The organism is Mesorhizobium sp. C268A (assembly GCF_040324475.1).
Classification (GTDB): Bacteria; Pseudomonadota; Alphaproteobacteria; order Rhizobiales; family Rhizobiaceae; genus Mesorhizobium.
Window position 1 is genome coordinate 2613665 of record NZ_JAMYVX010000001.1, and the last position, 23534, is coordinate 2637198.

Sequence of the window (23534 nt, forward strand, 5' to 3'; positions counted from 1 at the left end):
AATAGCGATTGGGGACTGGGCAGTAGGGAATGGGACAGCGCTCGTGAGGCGCCACCTTATTCTGCCTACTGCCTACTGCCTACTGCCTACTGCCTACTGCCTACTGCCTACTGCCTACTGCCTACTGCCTACTGCCTACTGCCTACTGCCTGCCATCACAGCCACCCACTCTTCCGAAATCGCCAATACAAAAACGAGCAGATCAGCGCGATCGAGACCAATACGACGGGATAGCCGTATTGCATCTTCAGTTCCGGCATGTCGTCGAAATTCATGCCGTAAATGCCGGCGAGCGCCGTCGGCACCGCCAGGATCGCCGCCCATGAGGCCAGCTTCTTGGTGTTCGCGGTTTCCTGGCTCTGGCCGACCAGCAGGCTGGCTTCGAAAGCGAACGCCAGAACCTCGCGCAGGCTGTCGATCTTTTCCTGCACGGTGCGGATATGGTCGGTGACATCGCGAAACAGCGGATGCATTGCGGTATGGATCTGCGGCAGTTCGGCGCTGGTCAGCCGGCGGCAGACCTCGACCAGCGGCAGCGCCGCATTGCGCAGGCGCAACAGATCGCGGCGCAGCATATAGAGCCGCTCGATGTCGGGACCGGTCATCGGCTTCAGCAGCACCCTGTCCTCGATCGCCTCGACCTCGTCCTCGATCTGCTCTAGCACCGGCATGTAGTTGTCGACGATGAAGTCGAGGATGGCGTAGAGGACGAAATCCTCGCCCTTGGCCAGTGAGTGCGGACAGCTTTCCCAGTGCTGGCGCACGGCGGCGTATGAGGTCGAGGGACCATGCCTGACGCTGACGATATAGCCTGAGCCGACGAACAGATGCGTCTCGCCGAAGGTGACGCGTCCGTCGATCAGCTGTGCAGTGCGGGCAACGATGAACAGCGCATCGCCATATTGCTCGATCTTCGGCCGCTGGTGCGGATGTTCGGCGTCTTCAATCGCCAGCTCATGCAAATGGAATTGCGCCTTGACGCGCAGCAGAAGCTCGCGGTCGGGTTCGAGCAGCCCGATCCAGACGACATGGCCCGACTTCTTGGCCCATTCGCCGGCTTCTTCGATCGGAATGTCGGCGATGCGCTTGCCGGCGGTGTAGACGCTCGACGCGATGATGCCGGACGATGCCGGCGCCGGCTTGAACTCTCGGACATATTCCATCGCAGCCTCCTGAGCGCCTGGCCTTGGCCAGGAACCGAGACGCTAACATCCAGGTAGTTTAGCGCAATATGATTAAGCGTTCGAGGGGAGCGCGATCACTTCACCGGCAGCGCCGGCAGGGCAACCTTGTCGGTCTTGTCGCCCTTGGGACGCTCGGCCGGCAACTGCTCGCCGGTGACGATGTAGTAGATCGTCTCGGCAATGTTGGTGGCGTGGTCGCCGATGCGCTCGATGTTCTTGGCGCAAAACAGCAGATGCGTGCACGGCGTGATGTTGCGCGGATCTTCCATCATGTAGGTCAGCAATTCGCGAAACAGCGAGGTGTACATGGCATCGATCTGGTCGTCGCGGTCGCGAACGAAGCCTATTTTCTCGACCGAGCGCGAGGCATAGACGTCGAGCACTTCCTTGAGCTGGGTCAAAGCGAGTTCGGCCAGCGCCTCGAGGCCGCGAAACAGGCTGGTCGGCTGGCGGCCGTCAATGACGCTGACCACACGCTTGGCGACGTTCTTGGCGAGGTCACCGACCCGTTCGAGGTCGGCCGAAATGCGGATGGCGCCGACGATCTCGCGCAGATCCGTCGCCATGGGCTGGCGCTTGGCGATGATGACGATGGCTTTGTCGTCGATTTCGCGCTGGCCATCGTCAAGCACGATGTCGTCACGAATGACCTTCTGGGCGAGGCCGGGATCGGCATTGACCAGCGCCTGGATCGCCTGCTCGACCATGCGCTCGGCATGGCCGCCCATCGCAGCGATGCGCTTCGCCAGGTATTTCAGCTCTTCGTCATAGGCGCTGACAATGTGTACGGACTGCATGGGCGAAATGCCTTCCTTAAATCTTTGGCCTTTTGAGTCGTTTTCCTCGACCCTGTGCTGATACGCTAGCCGGATGACAGAAAGAAGAAACAGGCAGTTAGCAGATAGTACCGCCTCAGCCTGCCGGCAAATGGACCGTGAACGCCGCGCCCTTGCCAACCTCCGACTTGATCGAAAGCCGGGCGTTGTGGCGCGTCAGAATATGCTTGACGATGGACAGGCCAAGACCGGTGCCTTTCTGGGTGCGGCTGCTCTCCACGTCGACGCGATAGAAGCGCTCGGTAATGCGCGGTATGTGCTCTTCCGGGATGCCCGGGCCATAGTCCCTGATGGTTACATCGATGCCCGGTTCCGGGCCGGCCTCGCCCCGCGCGATCGACACCGTGACGCGTCCGCCAGGCTGGCCGTATTTGCAGGCGTTTTCCAAGAGGTTCTCGAACACCTGGAACAGCTCGTCGCGGTCTCCGGGCACGTCGAGCGGCCCCTCGGCGTAGTCGCGTTCGATGACGACGCCGTTCTCGCTGGCGAGCGGGCCCAGTGAATCGATGACGCTGTCGATGGTCTGGCGCAGATCGACCTCGGTTCCCGGCCTCAGGTAAGGCTTCATTTCAAGCCTCGACAGCGACAGGAGATCGTCGATGAGGCGCGCCATGCGGCCGGTCTGGTTCTGCATGATCTGCAGGAACTGCTCGCGCGCCGCCGGATCGTTGCGGGCCGGGCCGCGCAACGTCTCGATGAAGCCCGAGATCGAAGCAAGCGGGGTTCGCAACTCGTGGCTGGCATTGGCTATGAAGTCAGCGCGCATGCGGTCGATGCGGCGCGTCTCACTCTGGTCCTTGAATACCAGCACATAGAGATCGGTGGCGTGGCCGACCGAGGACGCGCTGACCCGGTAGGCGCGTTCCACCGGCAGCTTCTCGGTGTAGTCGACGGCATCGGAGGCGACGGTTCCCGACAGCACGCCGTCCAGCAAGGCCTGCATTTCCGGCGCGCGGAATTTTAGCGACAGCGACAGGCCGGGCGCGATACCGACAAAGGCGGCAAAGGCGGCGGCATTGGCGTGGACGATGGTGGCGGTGCGGTCGAAGATGATCAGCGGATCGGCAACGGCAGCCGCAAGATATTCGCCGGAAAGCCGCTGCAGCCCGCTCGCCTCGACCGTGGTAATGGTCTTCTCAGCAGACCGGCTGGCGCCACCGGTTGGCAGAAGCGCGGCAGCCAGCAGCACCGTCAACGCAGCCAGGACGACATAGGCGGAGATACCGGCAAAACCATAAACGGCCAGGATAGCGATCGCACCGGCGGCCAGCAGCCATCGGCTGTTCCACAGCCGGCCGGCGACGGCCTGCCCCGTGGTTGTCCGCTCTGCGCCGGTGTCAGCCATCGTGCTTTCCGTGCTTCTGCGCCGGTCCCTCCGAAACTTCCGCTGGACCGGGTTTGAGGCCCCCCATAGCATGAGTCCGCAAGCTGGAAAGGTTCGTCTCGATGAAAAAAGCCAAGGAAAGTCCCGCCGCAGAGCCGGCAAAGGGGCCGCTGAAGATCAAGGTGGACGGCAAGGAGCGGGAGTTCGACATCGAAAACCCTGAGCTTCCCAGCTGGATCGAGGACCACAAACTGACCGCAGGCGACTACCCCTACGACAAGAAAATGAAGAGCGAGGAGTATGACGAGACGCTGGAGCGGCTGCAGATCGAACTGGTCAAGGCGCAGGCCTGGCTCCAGGCGACCGGCAGCAGAGTGATGTCGCTGTTCGAGGGGCGCGATGCCGCCGGCAAGGGCGGCACCATCTCGGTGCTGCGCCAGTATCTCAATCCTCGAACCGCGCGCAATGTGGCGCTGATCAAGCCGACCCCAACCGAAGTCGGGCAATGGTACTACCAGCGCTACGTCGCCCATTTCCCGACATCGGGCGAATTCGTCACCTTCGACCGTTCCTGGTACAACCGCGGCGGCGTCGAGCCGGTGATGGGCTTCTGCACACCGGAACAGCATGCAAAATTCCTCGACGAGACGCCGCATTTCGAGCGGATGATCTCCAATGAGGGCATCTATTTCTTCAAATTCTGGCTCAACATCGGCCGCGAGACCCAGCTGGAACGGTTTCACGACCGCCGCTGGTCGCCGCTGAAGAACTGGAAGTTCTCGCCGATCGATATTGCCGGCATCACCAAATGGGACGACTACACCAAGGCGCGCGACCAGATGGTCGAGCGCACGCACAAACAGTTCGCGCCCTGGATCATCGTGCGGGCCAATGACAAGCGACGCTCGCGGCTGGCCGTCATGCGGCGCATCCTGTTGTCACTGCCCTATGATGGGCGCGATCTCGACGCCATCGGCAAGGAAGATAAGAAGATCGTCGGCGAAGGGCCGTCGTTTCTCGAGAAGTAGAGACTGGCCTCGATAGGCAGAGGCTGAAATTACAGAGCCCACCCCCACACGGAGGTGGGCTCTGTGGCCATTGTCTAAAGCGCGTCGCATTTGAACGGATCCACGCGACGCGCTTTAGGTCTTTGTTTCATGCATGTCGTTCTCTCAAACCCGGGGCCACTTTTGAGCGACATGCATTAAAGCGCGTCGGGTGAAGACAGTCTCACGACGCCTGCCGCATGCCGAGCATGTGGGGGGTGCCCCTGACCAACACCGGGGCGTGATGGTTGCGGCGCGAACGCACGACATCCAGCGTATGCTCGTTGAAGGTCAGCAGTGTGGCGACGACCTGCTGGTTGCCATAGGTGCGCTGGTAACCGAGCGGCGTCGCCAGGAAGTGCAACTGCAGCGTCCGCAGCACCCACACCGGCTCGACCTCGATAATGACCTGATCGACATTGCGAGCAAGGCCCCATTCGACGAAGCCGGCGATCAGTTCGGTGCCGACCGTAGACACGCCGCGCTTACCATCGCGAAAGCCTGGCGCCACCGCGTAACGGGTTAGCTCCCAGACATTCGGTCCCGAAGGGCGCTTTCCCTCGCAGAGTTCCGGCATCACATCGCTAAGGAGATGCGGCCGTGTGGTCGGCAGCATCCGATGATAGCCTGCAAGCTCGCCATTGCGTATGACAAGGTGGTGTTCGGCCTCATCATGGTCGAATTGATCGATTTCGAGGCCGTCCGGGCGATCGAGATCGGTCCACCGCATCTCATCGACGAAGACCTTGTAACGCAGGCGATGGACGGCCTCCCATAGGTCGGGACGTTCCATCAGTTGTTGAGTGGTAAGGGAAAATAGCATTAGCCGTCTCCTGGGCTTAAGAGGAAGATACGGCCGGGCTTTCCCGAAAAAATTGCGCGAAGGTGTTGGCAAGGATTTCCAGGCTGCCACAGCCGACATGGCTAATATAGCTGCGTCTAAACGCCTCCGCGATGGCGTGCACCCTGTTGGCGACGCCGAGTCTGCTTTTGGCGTTAAGAAAGCATTAGCCGTCTCAAGAGGACGACAGGGGCCGGTCTTTTCTGAAGATATGACGCCAACAATGCGGCCATAAATTTCGGGCCGCCAGAACCAGCCTAGCTGATATAGCCGTGCCTGACTGCTTCGGCGACTGCCTGCACACGGTTGGCGGCGCCTAGTTTGCTCTTGGCGTTGAGAAGGTGTTTCTCAGAGGTATGCTCCGAGATGCCGAGGATCTGCGAAATCTCCCACTCGGATTTTCCGACCGCCGCCCATTGCAGGCATTCGCGCTCGCGCGGCGTCAATTCAATGTGATCGATAGATTTGCCGGCCGTCGTTTGAAGCTGCATGGCGCGGCCGATGGCATAGGTGGAGGCCAGCGAGACCATTGCGAATTCGGCTTCGGACAGTTCGACCGCCTCACCGCCCAGCGAGACCAGCGCGATCTGGCCTTCGAGCGTGATCAGCGGGAAGGCGAGGCCGTCACGCAGCTTGAACTGGCGGGCGTCGCGCATTACCTCGGCGCTGCTCTTGTCGGCGGGCATGCTTTGAACGGCATCGCGCCATTGGAATGGTGCCCGAAACTGCTTCAAATGGCTGACGACCGGATCGTGGTCGACGTAGTTGCGCGATAAGTAACGCTCCAGCCATTCGCTAGGCCAATCGCAGAGCAGCACATGGTCCTTCGTCTGGCTGCTTGGTGTACCGGGCTGCGGCACCGTTGCGGCTATCAGGGCCGTCAATCCGAAATTCGAGGTGACACTAAGTAGCTGCTCGCACACCGCAGCCGACGAGTCGGCACGCTGCACCCGGTCAATATATTCAAGTGTCCGGTCAAAATAACCCATCGCAACATCTACCCCATGTTGCCTACCGCTCTTGAGACCGATGCTACGTGCCTGCCCCGCACTTAGCCATCAACCCCGGATTGCAAAGCCACATCCTTAGCTTTTCTAACGCCAGCGACCGCCAACCCCGGGCCGACTCTGTGCGGCTATTTGCAACCTCGCCAAAGCATAACCCGAAATTTGCCCTTTGAAATCAAAAACAATTGTGCCTGCGCCGTTTTCGTATCACAAGCCAACGGCCAAGACGGGCGGAGTTTTTTGTGACATCACGCTGGATAACCATCGCCTTGCTGTCGATGCTGATCGGAGTGCAGCCGTTTGCCGGCGCTGTGCGGGCAGCGGAACCGCAGGTGCCGGTGCTTTGGGATGCCAAGGAGCGGCTGCCGAAGCCGGACCTTGCGGCGCTGCCGAGGCTCAGGTTCCTCACCACAACCGATTTCCCGCCCTTCAATTTTCTCGACGGCACGGGCCGACTGTCCGGCTTCCACATCGACCTGGCGCGGGCGATTTGCGCCGAACTCGACATCGCCGACAAATGCCAGATCCAGGCGCTGCCCTGGGCCGAACTCGACGACGCGTTGCAGAAGGGCGAAGGCGAGGCGATCATCGCCGGCATCGCCGCAACGCCGGAGACGCGGGCGAAGTACAGCTTTTCGCGCTCCTATCTACAGTTTCCGGCGCGCTTCATCATGCCGAAGACCAAGGCCTTCGCCGAGCCGATCCTCGACAAATTGCGCTCGAAGCGGGTCGGCGTGCTGGCCGGCTCGGCGCATGAAAAGATGCTGCGCGATTATTTCGGCACCGTGCAGATCATCCGCTTCGACCGGCCGGAAGACCTCTACAGCGACTTGAAGAGCGCCAAGATCGATGCCGCCTTCGGCGACGGCATGCGCTTTTCCTTCTGGCTGGGCGGCACGGACGCCGCCGGTTGCTGCCGCTTCGCCGGTGGACCCTACCTGGCGCCGGAATATCTGGGCTCCGGCATGACCATTGCCACCCGGGCCAGCGACCCAGCGCTGGCCGCAGCCATGGACTACGCGCTGCAGGAGATATCGGTGAAAGGCACCTTCGCCGAATTCTACCTCCGCTATTTCCCGGTCAGTTTCTTCTGATCCGGTTCCCGGTCAGCTTCTTCTGATCCGGTTCCCGGTCAGCTTTTTCTGATCCGGCCCCGGTCAGCTTCCTCTACGGACTGGATCAGGTCAGCGTGCGCAGGCGGGCCTTCGCCCCGCGCGCGATGGCCGCGGCGGTCAGCGTGTCGACATCGAGCTCACGCCGGATCAACTGCAGCACCCGCAATTCCTCCATGCGCATTTCGAGATCGACGGCGGCAACTTCGAAGGCGGCGGCATAAGCGGTGTCGCGCAACCGCTCGGGCAAAGTCTCCGCGACACGCTCGAGCACGCCTTCCAATCCATCCTTTTCATGCAGCATCTTCTGGCAGTCCTGCGCAATGGCGATCAGCCTGTCCTGCTTGAAATCCTCGAACACCGGCCAGCTGCGGACGACGTCGCCGATGCGCGCCAGTTCGATATCGGTCATGTCGCGATCGGAAGCCGAGGTGATGACCATCAGGTAGATCAGGGCTTCATGGGTGGACGGCAACGGCATTCAAAACTCCTTGATAGTGAGGGTCGAAAGTAGGGACGCCACGGCGCCGTCGCAACGAAAACGCCTGATATCGTTGACGCTCCGCCCTGTCGCGCCTAGAGACCCGGTTGAAAAATCTTACCAGCCGCGAAAGCCGGCCATGACTGGAACTTTGACATGACGGGATCAAACATCGCCGATCTCAACCCCGAAATGCTTGCGGCAGCCGCCGAAAGCAAGGCCTGGCCGTTCGAGGAAGCCAAAAAGATCATCGAGCGCTACAAAGGCGCCGACTTTCCCGAGACCGTCCTGTTCGAGACCGGCTACGGTCCGTCGGGTCTGCCGCATATCGGCACGTTCGGCGAGGTCGCGCGCACCTCGATGGTGCGCCATGCCTTTCACGTGCTGACCGGGAACAAGGTCAAGACCAAGCTGCTCTGCTTCTCCGACGACATGGACGGCATGCGCAAGATCCCCGACAATGTGCCGGATCGCGCAGCCCTCGAGCCTTATCTTCATATGCCGCTTTCGTCAGTGCCCAATCCGTTCGGCGGCGACTATGCGAGCTTTGCCGACCACAACAACGCGATGCTGTGCCGCTTCCTCGACACGTTCGGCTTCGACTACGAATTCGCCAGCGCCACGCAGTACTACAAGGCCGGCCGCTTCGATGCGATGCTGGTGTGCGCCGCCGAGCGCTACGAGCAGATCATGGCGGTGATGCTGCCGACGCTGGGGCCGGAGCGGCAGGCAACCTACAGCCCGTTCCTGCCGATCTCGCCGAAGAGCGGGCGCGTGCTCTACGTGCCGATGAAGCATGTCGACGCCAAGGCCGGCACCATCACCTTCGACGATGAGGGCACCGAGACCACGCTTTCGGTGACCGGCGGGAAGGTCAAGCTGCAGTGGAAGCCGGATTTCGGCATGCGCTGGGCAGCGCTCGGTGTCGATTTCGAAATGTTCGGCAAGGACCACCAGACGAATGCGGTGATCTACGACCGCATCTGCAACATTCTCGGCGGGCGCGCGCCCGAGCATTTCGTCTACGAACTGTTCCTGGACGAGAACGGCCAGAAGATCTCGAAGTCGAAGGGCAACGGGCTGACCATCGACGAATGGCTGCGCTACGCGCCGACCGAAAGCCTCGGCCTCTATATGTATCAGCGGCCAAGGCAGGCGAAAAAGCTCTATTTCGACGTCATCCCACGCGCCGTCGACGAGTACTACACCTTCCTCAACGCCTATCCGCGCCAGGACTGGAAGGAGCGGCTGGGCAATCCGGTCTGGCACATGCATGACGGCAAGCCGCCTTCCATCGACATGCCGGTGCCGTTCTCGCTGCTGCTCAACCTGGTCAGCGCCTCCAACGCGCAAAACAAGGATGTGCTGTGGGGCTTCATCTCGCGCCATGCATCTGGCGTGACGCCGGCGACGCATCCCGAACTCGACCAGCTGGTCGGTTTCGCTATCCGCTACTTCGACGATTTCGTGAAGCCGACGAAGACCTTCCGGCCGGCCGACGATGTCGAACGCGTGGCGCTGGAAGCGCTTGGCAACGCGCTTGCTGGCCTGCCGGCCGGCGCCGACGGCGAAGCGATCCAGAACGCTTCGCTCAACGTGGCGCGCAAGATCGAACGCTATCAGGACCATTCGAAGAAGAGCCCGGACGGCGGCCCTGGTGTCTCGGGCGCTTTCTTCCAGATGATCTACCAGGTGCTGATCGGCCAGGAACGCGGACCGCGCTTCGGTTCGTTCGCAGCCCTCTACGGCATCGCCGAAACCCGCGCGCTCATTGAGCGGGCGCTGGCTGGTCAGTTGGCGGCGTAATTTCCGTCCCGGCCGGCGGCGTGTCTATCGCCGGGGCATCGAGGATCGGTTGCGACGCCGTCGGTGCCGCAACAGGCGTTGGCGCCGGTGGCAGGCCGCCAAGATCGGGCGCGGCGCCGAAGACGCCCTTCTTGGCGGCGCGCGCCTTGTCGCCCGCTTCGACATAGGGGCCGCCTGCCGTGGCGCGCGCCCAGCCGTTTTCGACCAGCCACTGGCCGACATCCAGCTTGCCGATGCGGCATTCGGCGGCGATCAGCGCACGGTCGGCCTCCGGCGGCACCTTGCAGGCAACGGCCCGGCCGCGCAGGAAAGACCGGAACGCCGTGCGCGCCCTGATACCGCAAGCCCAGGACTTGCCGTCCTCGGTGCAGGTCTCGTCTTGCCTGACGATGTCGATGCCGGAGACCGTCACGGAATAACCATTGGCTTCGATCAGGCCGGCGGCGGCCGCGACCGGCTGGAACAGCTTTGTTCCTCCCCAGTCGTCGACCGCTCTGCGCCCACGCGGCTTGGGCGGTCCGGCCAGCGCCAGGTCGCTCAGCGGCGCGCGTGGCTCAACCCGTTCAAGTTCTTCTACCAGCAGCGGCGGCGGAGCGATGGCCTCGGGATCGATCGCCCTCGAATGCACCTGAGGCGAGTGCATCGGAGGCTTGACGGGCTGGACCTCGGGGATCGCCGACGTCGCCGGCTCCTCGGGCACGGCCTCGGTGTCCGGGTCGATCTGGCCGACAGTAATGGCGGGGCCGTCGCGATGCAGCGCGCGACCGCCGGCGACGACAATGGCGACCATCACCGGGATCGCCAGGAGGGCTATGAGGATTTGAAGCAGACGCACCGCGAGACCTACTGGCTTGCCCAGACGATCCGCGCCACCCATTCGACATCGCGCATCGCGATGTCGCGGTCCGGGTGGTCGGGGTTGAGCGAGATCAGCACGATCGATTTCGTCGTCTGGCGCTCCAGCACCTTGGCCATGACTTCGCCGGCATTGGTCTTGACGACGACGCGGTCGCCCTTGCGGGTAGCGGCCCCCGGCTCGACGATCAGCACATCGCCATTGCGGTACAGCGGCAGCATGGAATCACCCTGCACCTTCAACGCATAGGAGGTTTCGGTTGCCCGCGCCGGAAGCTCGACAAGGTCCCAGCCCTGGCCGGAGGGATAGCCGGCATCATCGAAGAAGCCGCCGGCGCCGGCCTGGGCGAAGCCGAGCAGCGGCACCGCCGAACGCTGCGAGGCTAACGGGCCCGAAGCTGTCTTGGCGCGGCCTTCGACCAGCCCGGTGAATTCGTCGAGCGAAGCGCCTGTCGCCTCGATGATCTTGGCCAGCGATTCGGTCGAGGGCCAGCGCGGCCGCCCATCCGAGGACAGCCGCTTCGACTTGTTGAAAGCGGTGGAGTCCAGACCAGCTCGCCGGGCCAGGCCGGAGGCCGATAACGAATAGCGCTCGGCGAGAGCGTCGATGGCGGCCCAAACTCGGTCATGCGAGAGCAATTCGCTCTCCTCAAAACAGGAAAAAATACCTTTTCCTTCTAACGCGCGGTCATCCGATTGTCCACCGGCGCGCGGCCCGATCTCTCAAAAAGCTGCGTGCGGCGAAGTCGTCATGGATGCCTCAAACTGCCTTGGGCAGGCTGCGCAATCCTTGGTGGAGGTCATGCAAACCCGCTCGGCCTCGGTCGGCGGCCGCGGTTGAACGGAGCGGGCGAGCGTCCTATCGGACGCGCCAAGGACGCAGTAGCATTTGATTTGGCGCATGATCCTTTCCGAAAATCGACTCCGGTTTTCGGGGTCATGCGCGAGGTCGGCGAGCATCATGTAGCGGGCGTTGTTGAGATGGAGGTTGAAGTCGATGTCGGCAGGCAGCGAAAAGCCAGCCGACTTTCGCTGCCGACCGCGTAAGGGTCACGGCGCGCCTTGCCGTGGCCATGCGCGCAAGGCGCCCTCAGACGTACATGGGGCGCTAGCTCAAGCGGCCTTCTGCACTTCGCCTTTCGCATAGGGATCGAAGCGCTGGTAGAAGGTCTCGCCCTTCTCCGCCAGGTCAAGCAGCAGCTTGGGCGCCTTGAACTCGGCGCCGTATTTCTTCTGCAGGCCCTTGGCTATTCTGACGAACTCCCCGGCGCCGATGCCGTCGATATAGGACAGCGCGCCGCCGGTGAATGGCGCGAAACCGAAGGCGAGGATCGAGCCGACATCGGCCTCGCGCGGATCGGTGACGATGCCCTCTTCCATCACCCGGGCCGCTTCCAGCGCAATGGTTACCAGCAGGCGCTGCTGCAGTTCCTCATAGTCGACCTTCTCGGCCTCCAGCTGCGGATAGAGATCCTTCAGGCCCGGCCACAGCTTCTTCCTGGCAGGCTTGGCCGGATAGTCGTAAAAACCCTTGCCGTTCTTGCGGCCGAAGCGGCCATGGGTGTCGACCAGCGTGTTGATCAGCGCCATCTGCCTGGGGTCGACAGACTTGTCTCCGAGGTCCCTGATGGTCTGCTTCATGATCTTCTGGGCAAGGTCGATCGCTGTCTCGTCGGTCAGCGCCAGCGGGCCGACCGGCATGCCGGCGGCCTTGGCGGCGTTCTCGATCATCGGCGCCGGAACGCCTTCGATCAGCATCTTGTAGGCTTCCGACATGTAGCGCAGCACGCAGCGGTTGACGTAGAAGCCGCGCGTGTCGTTGACGACGATCGGCGTCTTCTTGATGGCGCGCACGAAATCGATCGCGGTGGCCAGCGCCTTGTCGCCGGTCTTCTTGCCCAGGATGATCTCGACCAGCATCATCTTGTCGACCGGCGAGAAGAAGTGGATGCCGACGAAATTCTTCGGCCGCGCCGAATTCTTGGCCAGTGCAGTGATCGGGATGGTCGAGGTGTTGGAGGCGAAGACCGCTGACGATTTCAGCACGGCTTCGGCCTGCTCGGTGGCAGTCTTCTTGACGGCCGAATCCTCGAACACCGCCTCGACCACCAGATCGCAGCCGGCGAGATCGGCATAGTCGGCCGTCGGCGTGATCAGCGACAGAAGTCTGTCCTTCTCCTCGGGCTTGGCGCGGCCCTTCTTGACCTGATCGGAGATCAGGCTGTCGGAATGCGCCTTGCCCTTTTCGGCCGACGCCATGTCGCGGTCGAGCAGGACGACCGGGATGCCGGCCTTGGCGGTGACAAAGGCGATGCCGGCACCCATGAAGCCGGCGCCGAGAATACCGATCTTCTTGAACTTGGTCTCCGGCACGCCGGCCGGGCGGCGGGCGCCCTTGTTGAGCTCCTGCAGCGAGACGAACAGCGAGCGGATCATCGCTGCTGCTTCCTTGGACTGCATGATTTCGGTGAAATAGCGCTGTTCGATCCGCAGACCGGTGTCGAACGGCACCAGCAGGCCCTCATAGACGCATTTCAGGATGGCCGCGGCGGCCGGATAATTGCCGTAGGTCTCGCGGCGCAGGATGGCGATGGCCGGCGGCCACAGATTGAAGCCGGCCGGCGTATAGATTTGGCCGCCAGGCAGCTTGAAGCCCTTCTCGTCCCAGGGCTGGACGGCTTTCAGGCCGTTCCTGATCATCGCTTTGGCGGTCTCGATCAGCTTGCCGGGTTCGGCGATCTCGTGGATCAGCCCCATCGCCTTGGCTTTCTGCGGCGACAGCGTCTGGCCGGTGGTCAGCATCTGCAACGCCTGCTGCTGGTCGGTCAGGCGCGGCACGCGTTGGGTGCCACCGGCGCCGGGGAAGATGCCGACCTTGACTTCCGGCAAGGCCATCTTGACCTTTTCGGAGCCAGCGGCAACGCGGCCATGACAGGCCAGCGACAGCTCGAACGCGCCGCCCATGCAGGTACCGTTGATCGCCGAGACCCAAGGTTTGCCCGACGTTTCGAGCTTGCGCCACAAGCCACCCATGCGGCCGGCATTGTCGAACAAAAGCTGTGCCGCCTTCTCCGGGTCCTTGGTCTTCTCCTTGGCAAATACGGCCAGCATCTTCTGCAGCATGGTCAGGTCGGCGCCGCCGGAGAAGCTGTCCTTTCCCGAGGTGATCACCGCGCCCTTGATCGCGGCGTCGGCCACCACCTGGTCGATGATCTTGTCGAGCTCGTTCATCACCTCTTCGGTGAAGACGTTCATCGAGCGGTCCGGCATGTTCCAGGTGACCAGCGCGATGCCGTCTGCGTCGGTGTCGACCGTGAAGTTTGTATAAGTCATGTCTCTCTCCTTCCGGCCGAAAATCAGACGCGTTCGATAATCGTTGCGGTGCCCATGCCGGCGCCGATGCAGAGCGTCACCAGAGCGGTGTTCAAATCGCGGCGCTCGAGCTCGTCCAGCACCGTGCCCAGGATCATCGCGCCGGTGGCGCCGAGCGGATGGCCCATGGCGATGGCGCCGCCATTGACGTTGATCTTGTCGTGCGGGATTTCGAATGCCTGCATGTAGCGCAGCACCACTGAGGCGAAGGCCTCGTTGAGCTCGAACAGGTCGATATCCGACAGCTTCATCTTGGCGCGCTTCAGAAGCTTCTCGGTGACGTCGACCGGACCGGTAAGCATCAGCACCGGCTCGGAGCCGATGTTGGCAAAGGCGCGGATGCGGGCGCGTGGCTTCAGGCCCATCGTCTTGCCGGCCTTCTTCGAGCCGAGCAGTACGGCGGCCGCACCATCGACGATGCCGGACGAGTTGCCGGCATGGTGGACGTGGTTGACCTCTTCGACTTCCGGATGCTTCTGCACGGCGACCGCGTCGAAGCCGCCCATTTCGCCAGGCATGACGAAGGACGGGTTGAGCGAGGCCAGCGACTGCATGTCGGTCGACGGCCGCATATGCTCGTCATGATCGAGGATGGTGAGGCCGTTCTGGTCCTTGATCGGTATGACGGAGTTCTTGAAACGGCCATCGGCCCAGGCCTTGCCCGCACGCTTCTGGCTCTCGACCGCATAGGCATCGACGTCGTCGCGCGAAAAACCGTATTTGGTGGCGATCAGGTCGGCCGAAATGCCTTGCGGCACGAACCAGCCGGGCAGGCCGACGGACGGGTCCATGAACCACGCGCCGCCCGAGGCGCCCATGCCGACGCGCGACATCGATTCCACGCCGCCTGCAATGACGATCTCGTCGGCGCCTTGAGCGATCTTGGCGGCGCCGAAATTGATGGCGTCGAGGCCTGAGGCGCAGAAGCGCGAGATCTGCATGCCCGGCGCCTTGTTATCGTAGCCGGCCTCGAAGGCGGCGGCACGCGGAATGACGGAGCCGGCTTCGCCGACCGGATCGACGCAGCCGAAGATGATGTCGTCGACGTTTGCAGTGTCGAGGCCGTTGCGGTCGCGCAACGCTTCAAGCGTCCTGGCCGCAAGCCGCACCGCCGGCACCTCGTGCAGCGAGCCATCCTTCTTGCCCTTGCCGCGCGGTGTGCGCACGGCGTCATAGACATAAGCTTCAGCCATTTGCTTGCTCCTTGCTTTGCCGACGTCGCTCTCAGAGAGAGCGGCCGATCAGCAATTTCATGATCTCGTTGGTGCCGCCGTAGATGCGCTGGACGCGGGCGTCGCGGAACATGCGGGCGATCGGATATTCATTCATGTAGCCATAGCCGCCATGCAATTGAAGGCATTCGTCGACGACTTTTCCCTGCAGGTCCGAGAGCCAGTATTTCGCCATCGACGCCGTCACCGGATCCAGCCCGCCATTGATGTGGCGGGTGACGCAATCATTGTAGAAGACGCGGCCGATGGTGGCCTCGGTCTTCAGTTCGGCGAGCTTGAACTGGGTGTTCTGGAACTCGATGATCGCTTTGCCGAAGGCCTTGCGGTCCTTGACGTAGTCGATGGTCAGAGCAAGCGCGCGCTCGATCATGGCGATCGCGCCGGTGCCGATCTGCAGGCGCTCCTGCGGCAATTGCTGCATCAGCTGGATGAAGCCCTGTCCCTCTTCGTGGCCAAGCAGGTTCGAGGTCGGCACGCGCAGATCATTGAAGAACAGCTCCGACGTGTCGTTGGCCTTCAGGCCGATCTTGTCGAGGTTGCGGCCGCGTTCGAAGCCTTCGGCCTCGTCGGCCTCGACGACGATCAGCGAGGTGCCCTTGGCGCCTTTGGCCGGATCGGTCTTGGTGACGACGATGATGAAATTGGCCAGTTGGCCATTGGTGATGAAGGTTTTCGAGCCGTTGATCTTGTACTGGTTGCCGTCCTTCTCGGCGCGCGTCTTGACGCCTTGCAGGTCGGAGCCGGCGCCCGGCTCGGTCATGGCGATGGCGCCGATCAGTTCGCCGGTTGCCAGCTTCGGCAGCCATTTCTTCTTCTGCTCCTCGGAGCCGTAATGAAGGATGTAAGGGGCAACGATCGCATTGTGCAGGCCGATGCCGAAACCGTCGACGCCGACATGGCCGATCGCCTCGATGATGGCGCTCTCATGCGCGAAGGTGCCGCCGGAGCCGCCATATTCCTCCGGCATCGAGGCGCAGAGCAGGCCGGCGGAACCTGCCTTGCGCCAGCTCTCGCGGTCGACCATCTCGTTCTTCTCGAACTCGTCGTAGCGCGGCGCGATCTCTTCCGACATGAAGCGATGCGCCATGTCGTAGAGCATGCCGACTTCGTCCGCCGCCCAGGCGGGCTTCGGCAAGGAGAGCACTTCGGCTGGATTTGTCATGCCGTTTCTCCCGCGCCAACGTCCCCCTCCCCCTCGAGGGGAGGGTGGCCGCGAAGCGGTCGGGTGGGGTCGCCGATGACGTGCTCGACCTTATCTTCGGAATTGACGCGGGTTTGGGGCATTGCGATCATCTCCTACCAAAGCGCCAACCAGCCGGCGCACTGCACGCAAGGACCCCTCCCGGCCCTTCGGGCCACCCTCCCCTCAAGGGGGAGGGGACGCCAGCCATTTCTAGAACGCTTCCGCAGGCAGCGCCATTAGCGTGTCCGCACCACTGGAAATGCGGGCGAGATGTGCCGATGTCTCGGGCATGATCCGCTCCATGAAGAAGCGCGCCGTCACCACCTTGTTGTCGTAGAAAGCCCCATTTTCGTGGACAGATTGGGAGCCATTGGCGCCGGTCTTGCCGAGCGCGGCCTTGGCCATCTGCGCCCACATGTAGCCGAGCGCCACAAGGCCAAAGAGATGCATGTAGTCGGTGGATGCGGCGCCGGCATTGTCGGGCTTGGCCATGCCGTTCTGCACCAGCCACATCGTCGCCGCCTGCAGATCGTTGAGGCCCTTCTTCAACGCCTTGGTGAACGGCGCCAGCTTCTCGTCGGCACGGTTCTCCTCGCAGAACTCGCCGACGTCCTTGAAGAAAGCCTGCACTGCGCGGCCGCCATTCAGGCCAAGCTTGCGGCCGACAAGGTCGAGCGCCTGGATGCCGTTGGCGCCTTCATAGATCATGGCGATGCGGGCATCGCGCACGAATTGGCTCATGCCGTGTTCTTCGATATAGCCGTGGCCGCCGAACACCTGCTGCGCCATGACGGCATGGTCGAAGCCCTTGTCGGTGAGCACGCCCTTGATCACCGGCGTCAGCAGGCCTGTATAGTCGTCGGCCGCCTGGCGATCCTTGTCGTCGGCGGAGCGGTGGGCGATGTCGGACTTGATCGCCGTCCACAGCGCCAGCGCGCGGCCGGCCTCGTTGAAGGCCTTCATGGTCATCAGCGAGCGGCGGATGTCGGGATGGACGATGATCGGATCGGCTTGTCTGTCCGGCGCCTTGGCGCCAGACAGCGAGCGGCCCTGCAGCCGGTCCTTGGCGTAGGAGACCGCGTTCTGGTAGGCGATCTCGGACAGCGACAGGCCCTGCAGGCCGACGCCGAGCCGGGCTTCGTTCATCATCGTGAACATCGCCTTCAGGCCGCCATTGGCCTCACCGAGCAGCGTGCCTTCGGCCTCGTCATAATTCATGACGCAAGTCGAATTGCCGTGTATGCCCATCTTCTCCTCGATCGACCCGCAGGAGAGCGTGTTCTTCTCGCCCGGATTGCCCGAGGCATCGAGCTTCAGCTTTGGCACGATGAATAGCGAGATGCCCTTCACGCCCGCCGGCGCGCCTTCGATGCGGGCCAACACGAGATGGACGATGTTTTCCGACATGTCGTGCTCGCCGGCCGAGATGAAGATCTTCTGGCCTGAGATCTTGTAGGTGCCGTTGCCGTTCGGCACCGCCTTGGTGCGCAGCAGGCCAAGATCGGTGCCGCAATGCGGCTCGGTCAGGTTCATGGTACCGGTCCAGGACCCCTCGACCAGCTTTGGCAGCCATGTCGCCTTCTGCTCGTCGGTGCCGTGTGTGATGATCGCAGCGATCGCGCCTTGCGTCAGGCCGGGATACATCATCAGCGCCATGTTGGCCGAAACCATGTATTCGGCAACCGCGGTGTGCACGGCATAGGGCAGCCCCTGGCCGCCGAACTCGACGGGCGCCGCCAGTCCCATCCAGCCGCCTTCGCGATACTGGTCGTAGGCTTCCTTGAAGCCCTTCGGCGTCGTCACCGAGCCGTCCTCATGGCGCACGCAGCCTTCCATGTCACCGACGCGGTTCAGAGGATGCATAACGTTTTCGGCGAGCTTGGCGCCTTCGGCGAGGATCGCCTCGACAACGTCGGGCGTCGCGTCGGCAAACCCGGGAAGGTTGGAATATCGCTGATAACCCAGCACCTCGTTGAGCACGAACAGCGTGTCCTGGACCGGCGCCCTGTAGATCGGCATGTGTTCCTCCACCATGCGGGTCTTGGCCGCGAGATCGGGCCCCGAACATGAGGTTGGGGCGGCACGCCGGCCAATGTCGAAAGCGAGATAGCAAAAATTGACGTTTGCGTAAACGTCAATTTTGTCGCCGGGACAAAATTTACCTATGCCAGCCTGTCGCACGAGCGGTGCATGGCTTTGTGCAAAGCGAGGGGGGTCAAACAAAAAGAGCCGCGCGGGCGGCCGCGCGGCTCTTAAGTTCAAAGCTTTCGCCGGGAGCTGCGGAGCAAAATCAGCTGGCGGCGCTGGCCGGGGCCGAACGCTCGGACAGCATCTGGCGCACGGCCGACATCGAGCCGCTCAGCTCGTTGATGGCGTCGTCGATCAGCGCGCGCTGCTTCTGCAGGCGGGCTAGCTGCTTCTCCGACTTGTCGAGAGCCAGCCGCAATTGCTTGGTGTTGGATCCCGTGGGATCGTAGAGATCCATCATCTGCTTGACGTCGCGCAGCGAGAACCCGACCTTGCGGCCGAGCAGGATCAGCTTCAGCCGCGCCTTGTCGCGGCGCGTGTAGAGGCGCGTTGCCCCATCGCGTTTCGGATTGAGCAGGCCCTTGTCTTCATAGAAACGCAGCGTGCGCAGCGTCACGCCGTATTTCTTGGCCATCTCGCCGATGCGCACGAGCTCCTCACTGGCTTCGGCAGACATATTGTTGGTGTTGGCCGCGGCTTCGCCGGGCGAAACAAGTTTCATAGTCACTGGCTTTCCCCTGTCGTGGCATCGCGGTCTCGGACCTTGCAACGCCTGAGTGGAAGCGGGGGCATGCTTCCAGTCGTGGTTTCAACTAATTCATCGCAAAAGGCACGAACGGCGCCCCTCTTACGTTTACGTCAATTCTATATCGATAGCCGCCGCATGACGCAAGGGCGTTCTGGGATTGCGAAACCTTATGCCGCACCCCCGGCGCCGGGTCCGAACGGGCACCGCCTGTATTTCAGCAATGCCGTAACTTCTTAAGCTTGGTTAACACCTTGTTTACCACGATGGGTGAAATGTGCGGATGTCGGTCACCCGTGTTTATCCTGTAGCGAATTTTTCACGGTTTTTCGGAGAGCGGGCCTGGCCCGGGAAGCTCGTCTTCCGCCGCAGCAGTGCCGCGCGGCCGCCTTCGTTCCCGACAAGGACTTGGGAAACTGGCAGCAAGCCGGCCATTCTGAAAAACGGATGCATCGATGAACAGCAAGCGGTCCTATCTCGATACACTCAACGCCGGCAGGCCGCGCAGGCCGAACACCACACTTGATGAATTGAACCGCTCGCTGGAAACGCTGGAGCAGCGGCTGGAGCGCAAGCGCGAGGACGCCGCCGAGCGCTTCGATCCGCGCCGGCCGCCGGCAGAGCCGCGCTACGCAAGCGCCCAGCCCTACGCCCCGCCGCGCTGGTACGAGGACCCGCAGCCCACGCCGCGGCCGAAAGGCGCCGGGCCGGCCGGCTTCGACCAGAACTATCAGGCGATCGCGCGCGACATCGACCGCGTGCGCGGCCAGGAAGACAGCGTCGCCGTGGTCGGCAAGATCGCCGGCGAATTGCGTGGCCTGCGCGAGGAACTGCGCCATCAGATGACGGCCGGCCTGCAGCGCGAATTCGCCGCGTTGCGCAAGGACATCGAACGGGCCTTCCAGGCGAGCAACCAATCGGGTGGTCAGGCAGGCGGCTTGCCCGGCAAGGGCAGCGCCGAACTCGGCGTCGAATTCGAGCGGCTGTCCGGCGCAATCCAGACGCTGGCCGAGAAGAGCGACGACCGAAGCGTCAACATGCTGCGGCTCGAGCTCGAGCAGGTAAAGACGGCGCTCGACACATTGGCGCGCGAGGAAAGCGTGCTGAAGGTCGACCGCCGCTGGGACGATTTCGACCGCCGCTGGAGCGCGTTCGAGGACCGTGTCGACGCCGACCAGCGCAACCGTGCCGACGGCCCCGGATTTTCGGCCCTGACCGACCGGCTCGAACAGATCAGCAATGCCGTCCACAATCTGCCGGAATCGCTGTCGCTGCGCTCGATGGAAGAAAAGGTCCGCACCCTTGCCGGCGCCGTCGATCATTTCGTCAGCCAGCAGAGCAACCGCGGCGGCGACACGCTTGGCCTGATCGACGAACGGCTTGATGAGATTTCGCGCGCCATCGTCGCCTCGACCGTCGCCGCACAGGCCAATTCCTTCGACCCCGAACCCTTTGAACGCATCGAGAAGCGGATCGCCTCGCTGGCGCAGCAGATCGAGGAAGTCGTGCAGGTTCGTCCGAGCGGCGAGGTTCTCGACCGTCTCAGCACGCTGTCGAACAGGGTCGACGAGCTTGCCGGCCGCGCCAATCTGCCGGAACAGGCGATGGAGCGCCTCGGCAAGCAGATCGCGATGATCGCCGACAAGATCGACCGCGCCCCGGCCATGCCCGACGCCGACTATATCTTCCAGGGTCTGGAACAGCGCTTCGACGTGCTGTCGGGCATGATGGAACGTCGGCAGGGCGATGCCATCGAACAGGGCAACATGCTGTTTCGCGATCTCGAGCGGCGGCTGGACGAGGTTGCCGACCGGCTGGACCAGCGCCAGCCGCAGGCTGACAGCGCCGGCATCATGGACGCCATCGACGCACGCTTCACCGCGCTCGCCCAACGCATGGAGACGCGCATTCCCGATCCTGCCAACGAGGCGGCGATCCGCGGCCTGGAAAGCCGGCTCGAAGACATTTCAAGCCGGCTGGAATCGTCGGCCGCGCAGGTCGCCGGCATCGATCCGGCACTGATCCGCAGCCTTGAGGCGCAGGTCTCCAGCCTATCGGCGCATCTGTCGAAGCCCGGCACGCCGCTGCCGGAATTCGAGGACATCAGCCCGCGCCTCAACGAAATCGAGAAGTCGCTGGCCGGAACCCGCGAATCCATCATGGGCGCGGCACGCGAAGCAGCCGAGAGCGCCGTGCGCTCGCTGGCAGATTCCAACGCCAACACCGCGGCCGTTACCGGCCTTGCCCAGGATCTGAAGACGCTGGAAGCGCTGACGCGCCGTTCGGACGAGCGCAATTCACGGACATTCGAGGCGATCCACGACACGCTGCTCAAGATCGTCGATCGTCTGGGCTCGCTGGAGACCAGCGAACCGGCCGAGGCGGTGAGCGAGCTTCTGGATGCCCAGGCCGAGCCGGCGCGGCGGGCCCGCGCTGCACGCGCCTCCAAGATTTCGGTGCAGGACGCGCCATCGATGGATATCGACCAGCCGCTGCCGCTGACCGGAGACATGGCCGATCTCGACGGCCGCGCCGCCGCCATCATGCGCAGCGAGCCGGATATGCGCGCCGACTCGGGTACGCGTAGCGACCCGGTCATGGGCAGCGAACCCGTGCGGCGCTCGCCAGCCGAGGCTGCCGCGGCCGCTGCCCAGGCAGCGCTCGGTTCCGACAGGATTGCCGAGAAAGGCGAAGCCACGGCCAAGAAGTCGCTGTTCGGTGGATTTGCGCGCGCCTTCAGGGGCAAGAAGCCGGCTGACATGCCGCCGCTTGCCGGCTCGGGGCCCAATGTCGACATGCCGAGCGTCGATCTCGACGAGCCGCTCGATCCGAAGCTCGCCAACCGACCGTTGGAGCCGGGCTCCGGCGCGCCCGACCTCAACGCCATCATGAAGCGCGTGCGCGACGAGCGCGGCCCGCCGGTGCGCCAAAACTCCGGCGATGCGTCGAAATCCGACTTCATTGCCGCGGCCAGGCGCGCGGCGCAGGCCGCGGCCGCCGAGGCCGACGCGCTGAAACGCCAGTCCACCATGAAGGGCCCGGTCAAGGCGCTTCGTATCGGCGACCTGCTCAAGGCGCGGCGCAAGCCGATCCTGATGGGAGCGGTCGCGATCATGCTGGCGCTTGCCGGCCTCCAGTTGGGCAAGGCCTTCTTCGCCGACCCGGTCGAGGTCGCAAGCAACGATACAGCGCCGATCGTCGCCTCGCAGCCGGTCGAGACTGCCTCGGTCAACGCTGCCAGCCAACCCAAGGCAGAACAGCAGGTGGCCGTTCAGGACGTGCCGGCCCGGATCGTCAGGCAGGCGGAGCCCACGGAACCGGCAGCTGGCAATGATGCGCCAATGAATGCGGCCTCGGTCGCTGGGCCCGAAGTGCCGGCGGTGGAGCCCGCGCCAGCGCCGATGGCTTTGGCCGATCCGGCCCCCACGCCAAATGCAATGCTGCCGACCACCGCCACTGCGGAACCGGCGGCTGCCGACGCGCAGCCTGCGGCCGCCGTCATGGCGCCCTCGGCCTCGGATACGACGGCCTCGGATACGACGGCCTCGGATACTACCGGCGCCGTTCCGCCGGCTGATGCCGCGGTAGCACCTGTCGTGGCCAAGATAGACGTTCCGGCCGATGCCGGCCCGCAAGCCTTGCGCGACGCGGCTGCCGGCGGTGACGCCAAGGCGCTGTTCGAGCTCGGTTCGCGCTATGCTGAATCGCGCGGCGTCAAGGAAGACATGGCGGCAGCGGCCAAATGGTACGAAAAGTCGGCCGAGCTCGGCTTCGCACCGGCGGAATACCGCATCGGCAATTTCTACGAGAAGGGCATCGGCGTCACGCGCGACGTCAAGAAGGCAAAGACCTTCTACCAGCTCGCCGCCGCGCAGGGTAATGCCAGCGCCATGCACAATCTGGCCGTTCTGTTTGCCATGGCCGCCGACGGCGTGACCGACAATGAATCGGCCGCGCACTGGTTTCAGGCGGCGGCCGATGTCGGCGTCAAGGACAGCCAGTTCAATCTCGGCATCCTGGCGGCAAAGGGCGTCGGCATGAAGCAGAGCCTGGAGGAATCCTACAAATGGTTCGCGCTCGTCGCCAAGACCGGCGACAAGGATGCGGCTGCAAAGCGCGACGAAGTCGCCACTGCGCTGCGCCCCGAACAGCTGGAGCGGGCGCGCGCCGCCACGGAACTGTGGAAGCCGAAGCCGCTCGACCCGGCGTCCAACTCGGCCGACATTCCTGAATCCTGGCAGGAAGGCACGCCGCAGACCACCGCCAGCGTCGACATGAAGAAGGCGGTCAAGAACATCCAGCTCATCCTCAACAAGAACGGCTACGATGCCGGCGGCGCCGATGGCGTGATGGGCGGCAAGACCAAGACCGCAATCATGGCTTTCCAGACCGACAACAAGATGCAGGCGACCGGCGAAATCGACGAAAAGCTGGTGAAGGCGCTGCTGGCGCACAAATAACGGCAGATGCGTCGCTAACGCG

The 23534-nt window shown here is 63.3% G+C and carries 17 protein-coding genes and 1 pseudogene; 4 read left to right on the forward strand and 14 right to left on the reverse strand.

All coding sequences use genetic code 11. The features are described 5' to 3' along the window. Window positions 1-155: 155 nt before the first annotated feature. The 3 genes from NKL06_RS12680 to NKL06_RS12690 form a co-directional block, all read right to left on the reverse strand. A complete protein-coding gene (locus NKL06_RS12680; RefSeq protein WP_023692534.1) occupies window positions 156-1163 on the reverse strand; it encodes a magnesium and cobalt transport protein CorA in 1008 nt (335 codons plus the stop codon). Window positions 1164-1258: 95 nt separating this feature from the next. Continuing rightward, window positions 1259-1981 (reverse strand): phosphate signaling complex protein PhoU, encoded by a 723-nt coding sequence (gene phoU / locus NKL06_RS12685; RefSeq protein ID WP_023692535.1) that lies wholly within the window; start codon window positions 1979-1981, stop codon window positions 1259-1261. A 115-nt stretch (window positions 1982-2096) separates the two neighbouring features. Beyond that, window positions 2097-3365, reverse strand: coding sequence for an ATP-binding protein (locus NKL06_RS12690; protein ID WP_023692536.1), 1269 nt, complete (start codon window positions 3363-3365; stop codon window positions 2097-2099). Between the two features lie 101 nt (window positions 3366-3466). Here NKL06_RS12690 and ppk2 point away from each other — a divergent pair, with 101 nt between their 5' ends. Beyond that, window positions 3467-4372, forward strand: coding sequence for a polyphosphate kinase 2 (gene ppk2, locus NKL06_RS12695; protein ID WP_023692537.1), 906 nt, complete (start codon window positions 3467-3469; stop codon window positions 4370-4372). Window positions 4373-4574: 202 nt separating this feature from the next. On the opposite strand, the gene NKL06_RS12700 is transcribed toward ppk2, so the two are convergent. Together NKL06_RS12700 and NKL06_RS12705 are read right to left on the reverse strand one after the other, a co-directional pair. Next, window positions 4575-5213 carry an acyl-homoserine-lactone synthase gene (locus NKL06_RS12700; protein ID WP_023692538.1) on the reverse strand — a complete coding sequence of 213 codons (639 nt, stop codon included), beginning with the start codon at window positions 5211-5213 and terminating at the stop codon, window positions 4575-4577. Window positions 5214-5488: 275 nt separating this feature from the next. Continuing rightward, the gene (locus tag NKL06_RS12705) at window positions 5489-6220 is read right to left on the reverse strand and encodes a helix-turn-helix transcriptional regulator (protein ID WP_023692539.1); all 732 of its coding nucleotides are present in this window, start codon (window positions 6218-6220) and stop codon (window positions 5489-5491) included. Window positions 6221-6516: 296 nt separating this feature from the next. Here NKL06_RS12705 and NKL06_RS12710 point away from each other — a divergent pair, with 296 nt between their 5' ends. Continuing rightward, complete coding sequence (locus NKL06_RS12710; RefSeq protein ID WP_050589145.1) at window positions 6517-7332, forward strand: ABC transporter substrate-binding protein; 816 nt, start codon at window positions 6517-6519, stop codon at window positions 7330-7332. An 85-nt stretch (window positions 7333-7417) separates the two neighbouring features. Here NKL06_RS12710 and NKL06_RS12715 read toward each other — a convergent pair whose 3' ends face one another. Beyond that, a complete protein-coding gene (locus NKL06_RS12715) occupies window positions 7418-7831 on the reverse strand; it encodes a tellurite resistance TerB family protein (protein WP_023692541.1) in 414 nt (137 codons plus the stop codon). Window positions 7832-7987: 156 nt separating this feature from the next. Between NKL06_RS12715 and NKL06_RS12720 the strand changes: the two genes are divergently transcribed. Further along, window positions 7988-9637: a lysine--tRNA ligase gene (locus NKL06_RS12720; protein WP_023692542.1), complete on the forward strand. Its 1650-nt coding sequence runs from the start codon at window positions 7988-7990 to the stop codon at window positions 9635-9637. Here the strand turns inward: NKL06_RS12720 and NKL06_RS12725 are convergent. The 8 genes and pseudogenes from NKL06_RS12725 to NKL06_RS12760 form a co-directional block, all read right to left on the reverse strand. After that, complete coding sequence (locus NKL06_RS12725; RefSeq protein ID WP_023692543.1) at window positions 9600-10472, reverse strand: thermonuclease family protein; 873 nt, start codon at window positions 10470-10472, stop codon at window positions 9600-9602. The two genes, NKL06_RS12720 and NKL06_RS12725, sit on opposite strands and share 38 nt — an antisense overlap. Before the next feature lie 8 nt (window positions 10473-10480). Continuing rightward, the gene (locus NKL06_RS12730; RefSeq protein ID WP_023692544.1) at window positions 10481-11131 is read right to left on the reverse strand and encodes a S24 family peptidase; all 651 of its coding nucleotides are present in this window, start codon (window positions 11129-11131) and stop codon (window positions 10481-10483) included. A gap of 306 nt (window positions 11132-11437) precedes the next feature. Beyond that, window positions 11438-11567 (reverse strand): annotated as a pseudogene (locus tag NKL06_RS12735) (thioesterase family protein); the annotation flags it as partial. 38 nt (window positions 11568-11605) lie between these two features. Then, entirely contained in the window at window positions 11606-13825 is a 2220-nt protein-coding gene (locus tag NKL06_RS12740; protein ID WP_023692546.1) for a 3-hydroxyacyl-CoA dehydrogenase NAD-binding domain-containing protein, read from the reverse strand. A gap of 23 nt (window positions 13826-13848) precedes the next feature. Further along, entirely contained in the window at window positions 13849-15057 is a 1209-nt protein-coding gene (locus NKL06_RS12745; RefSeq protein ID WP_023669613.1) for an acetyl-CoA C-acetyltransferase, read from the reverse strand. Between the two features lie 31 nt (window positions 15058-15088). After that, window positions 15089-16258: an acyl-CoA dehydrogenase family protein gene (locus tag NKL06_RS12750; protein ID WP_023681961.1), complete on the reverse strand. Its 1170-nt coding sequence runs from the start codon at window positions 16256-16258 to the stop codon at window positions 15089-15091. A gap of 231 nt (window positions 16259-16489) precedes the next feature. Next, the gene (locus NKL06_RS12755; protein WP_023681963.1) at window positions 16490-18298 is read right to left on the reverse strand and encodes an acyl-CoA dehydrogenase; all 1809 of its coding nucleotides are present in this window, start codon (window positions 18296-18298) and stop codon (window positions 16490-16492) included. Window positions 18299-18569: 271 nt separating this feature from the next. Then, window positions 18570-19028: a MerR family transcriptional regulator gene (locus tag NKL06_RS12760; RefSeq protein ID WP_023669610.1), complete on the reverse strand. Its 459-nt coding sequence runs from the start codon at window positions 19026-19028 to the stop codon at window positions 18570-18572. A gap of 479 nt (window positions 19029-19507) precedes the next feature. On the opposite strand from NKL06_RS12760, the gene NKL06_RS12765 reads away from it, so the two are divergent. Further along, the gene (locus NKL06_RS12765; protein WP_023692547.1) at window positions 19508-23512 is read left to right on the forward strand and encodes an SEL1-like repeat protein; all 4005 of its coding nucleotides are present in this window, start codon (window positions 19508-19510) and stop codon (window positions 23510-23512) included. Window positions 23513-23534: the final 22 nt, after the last annotated feature.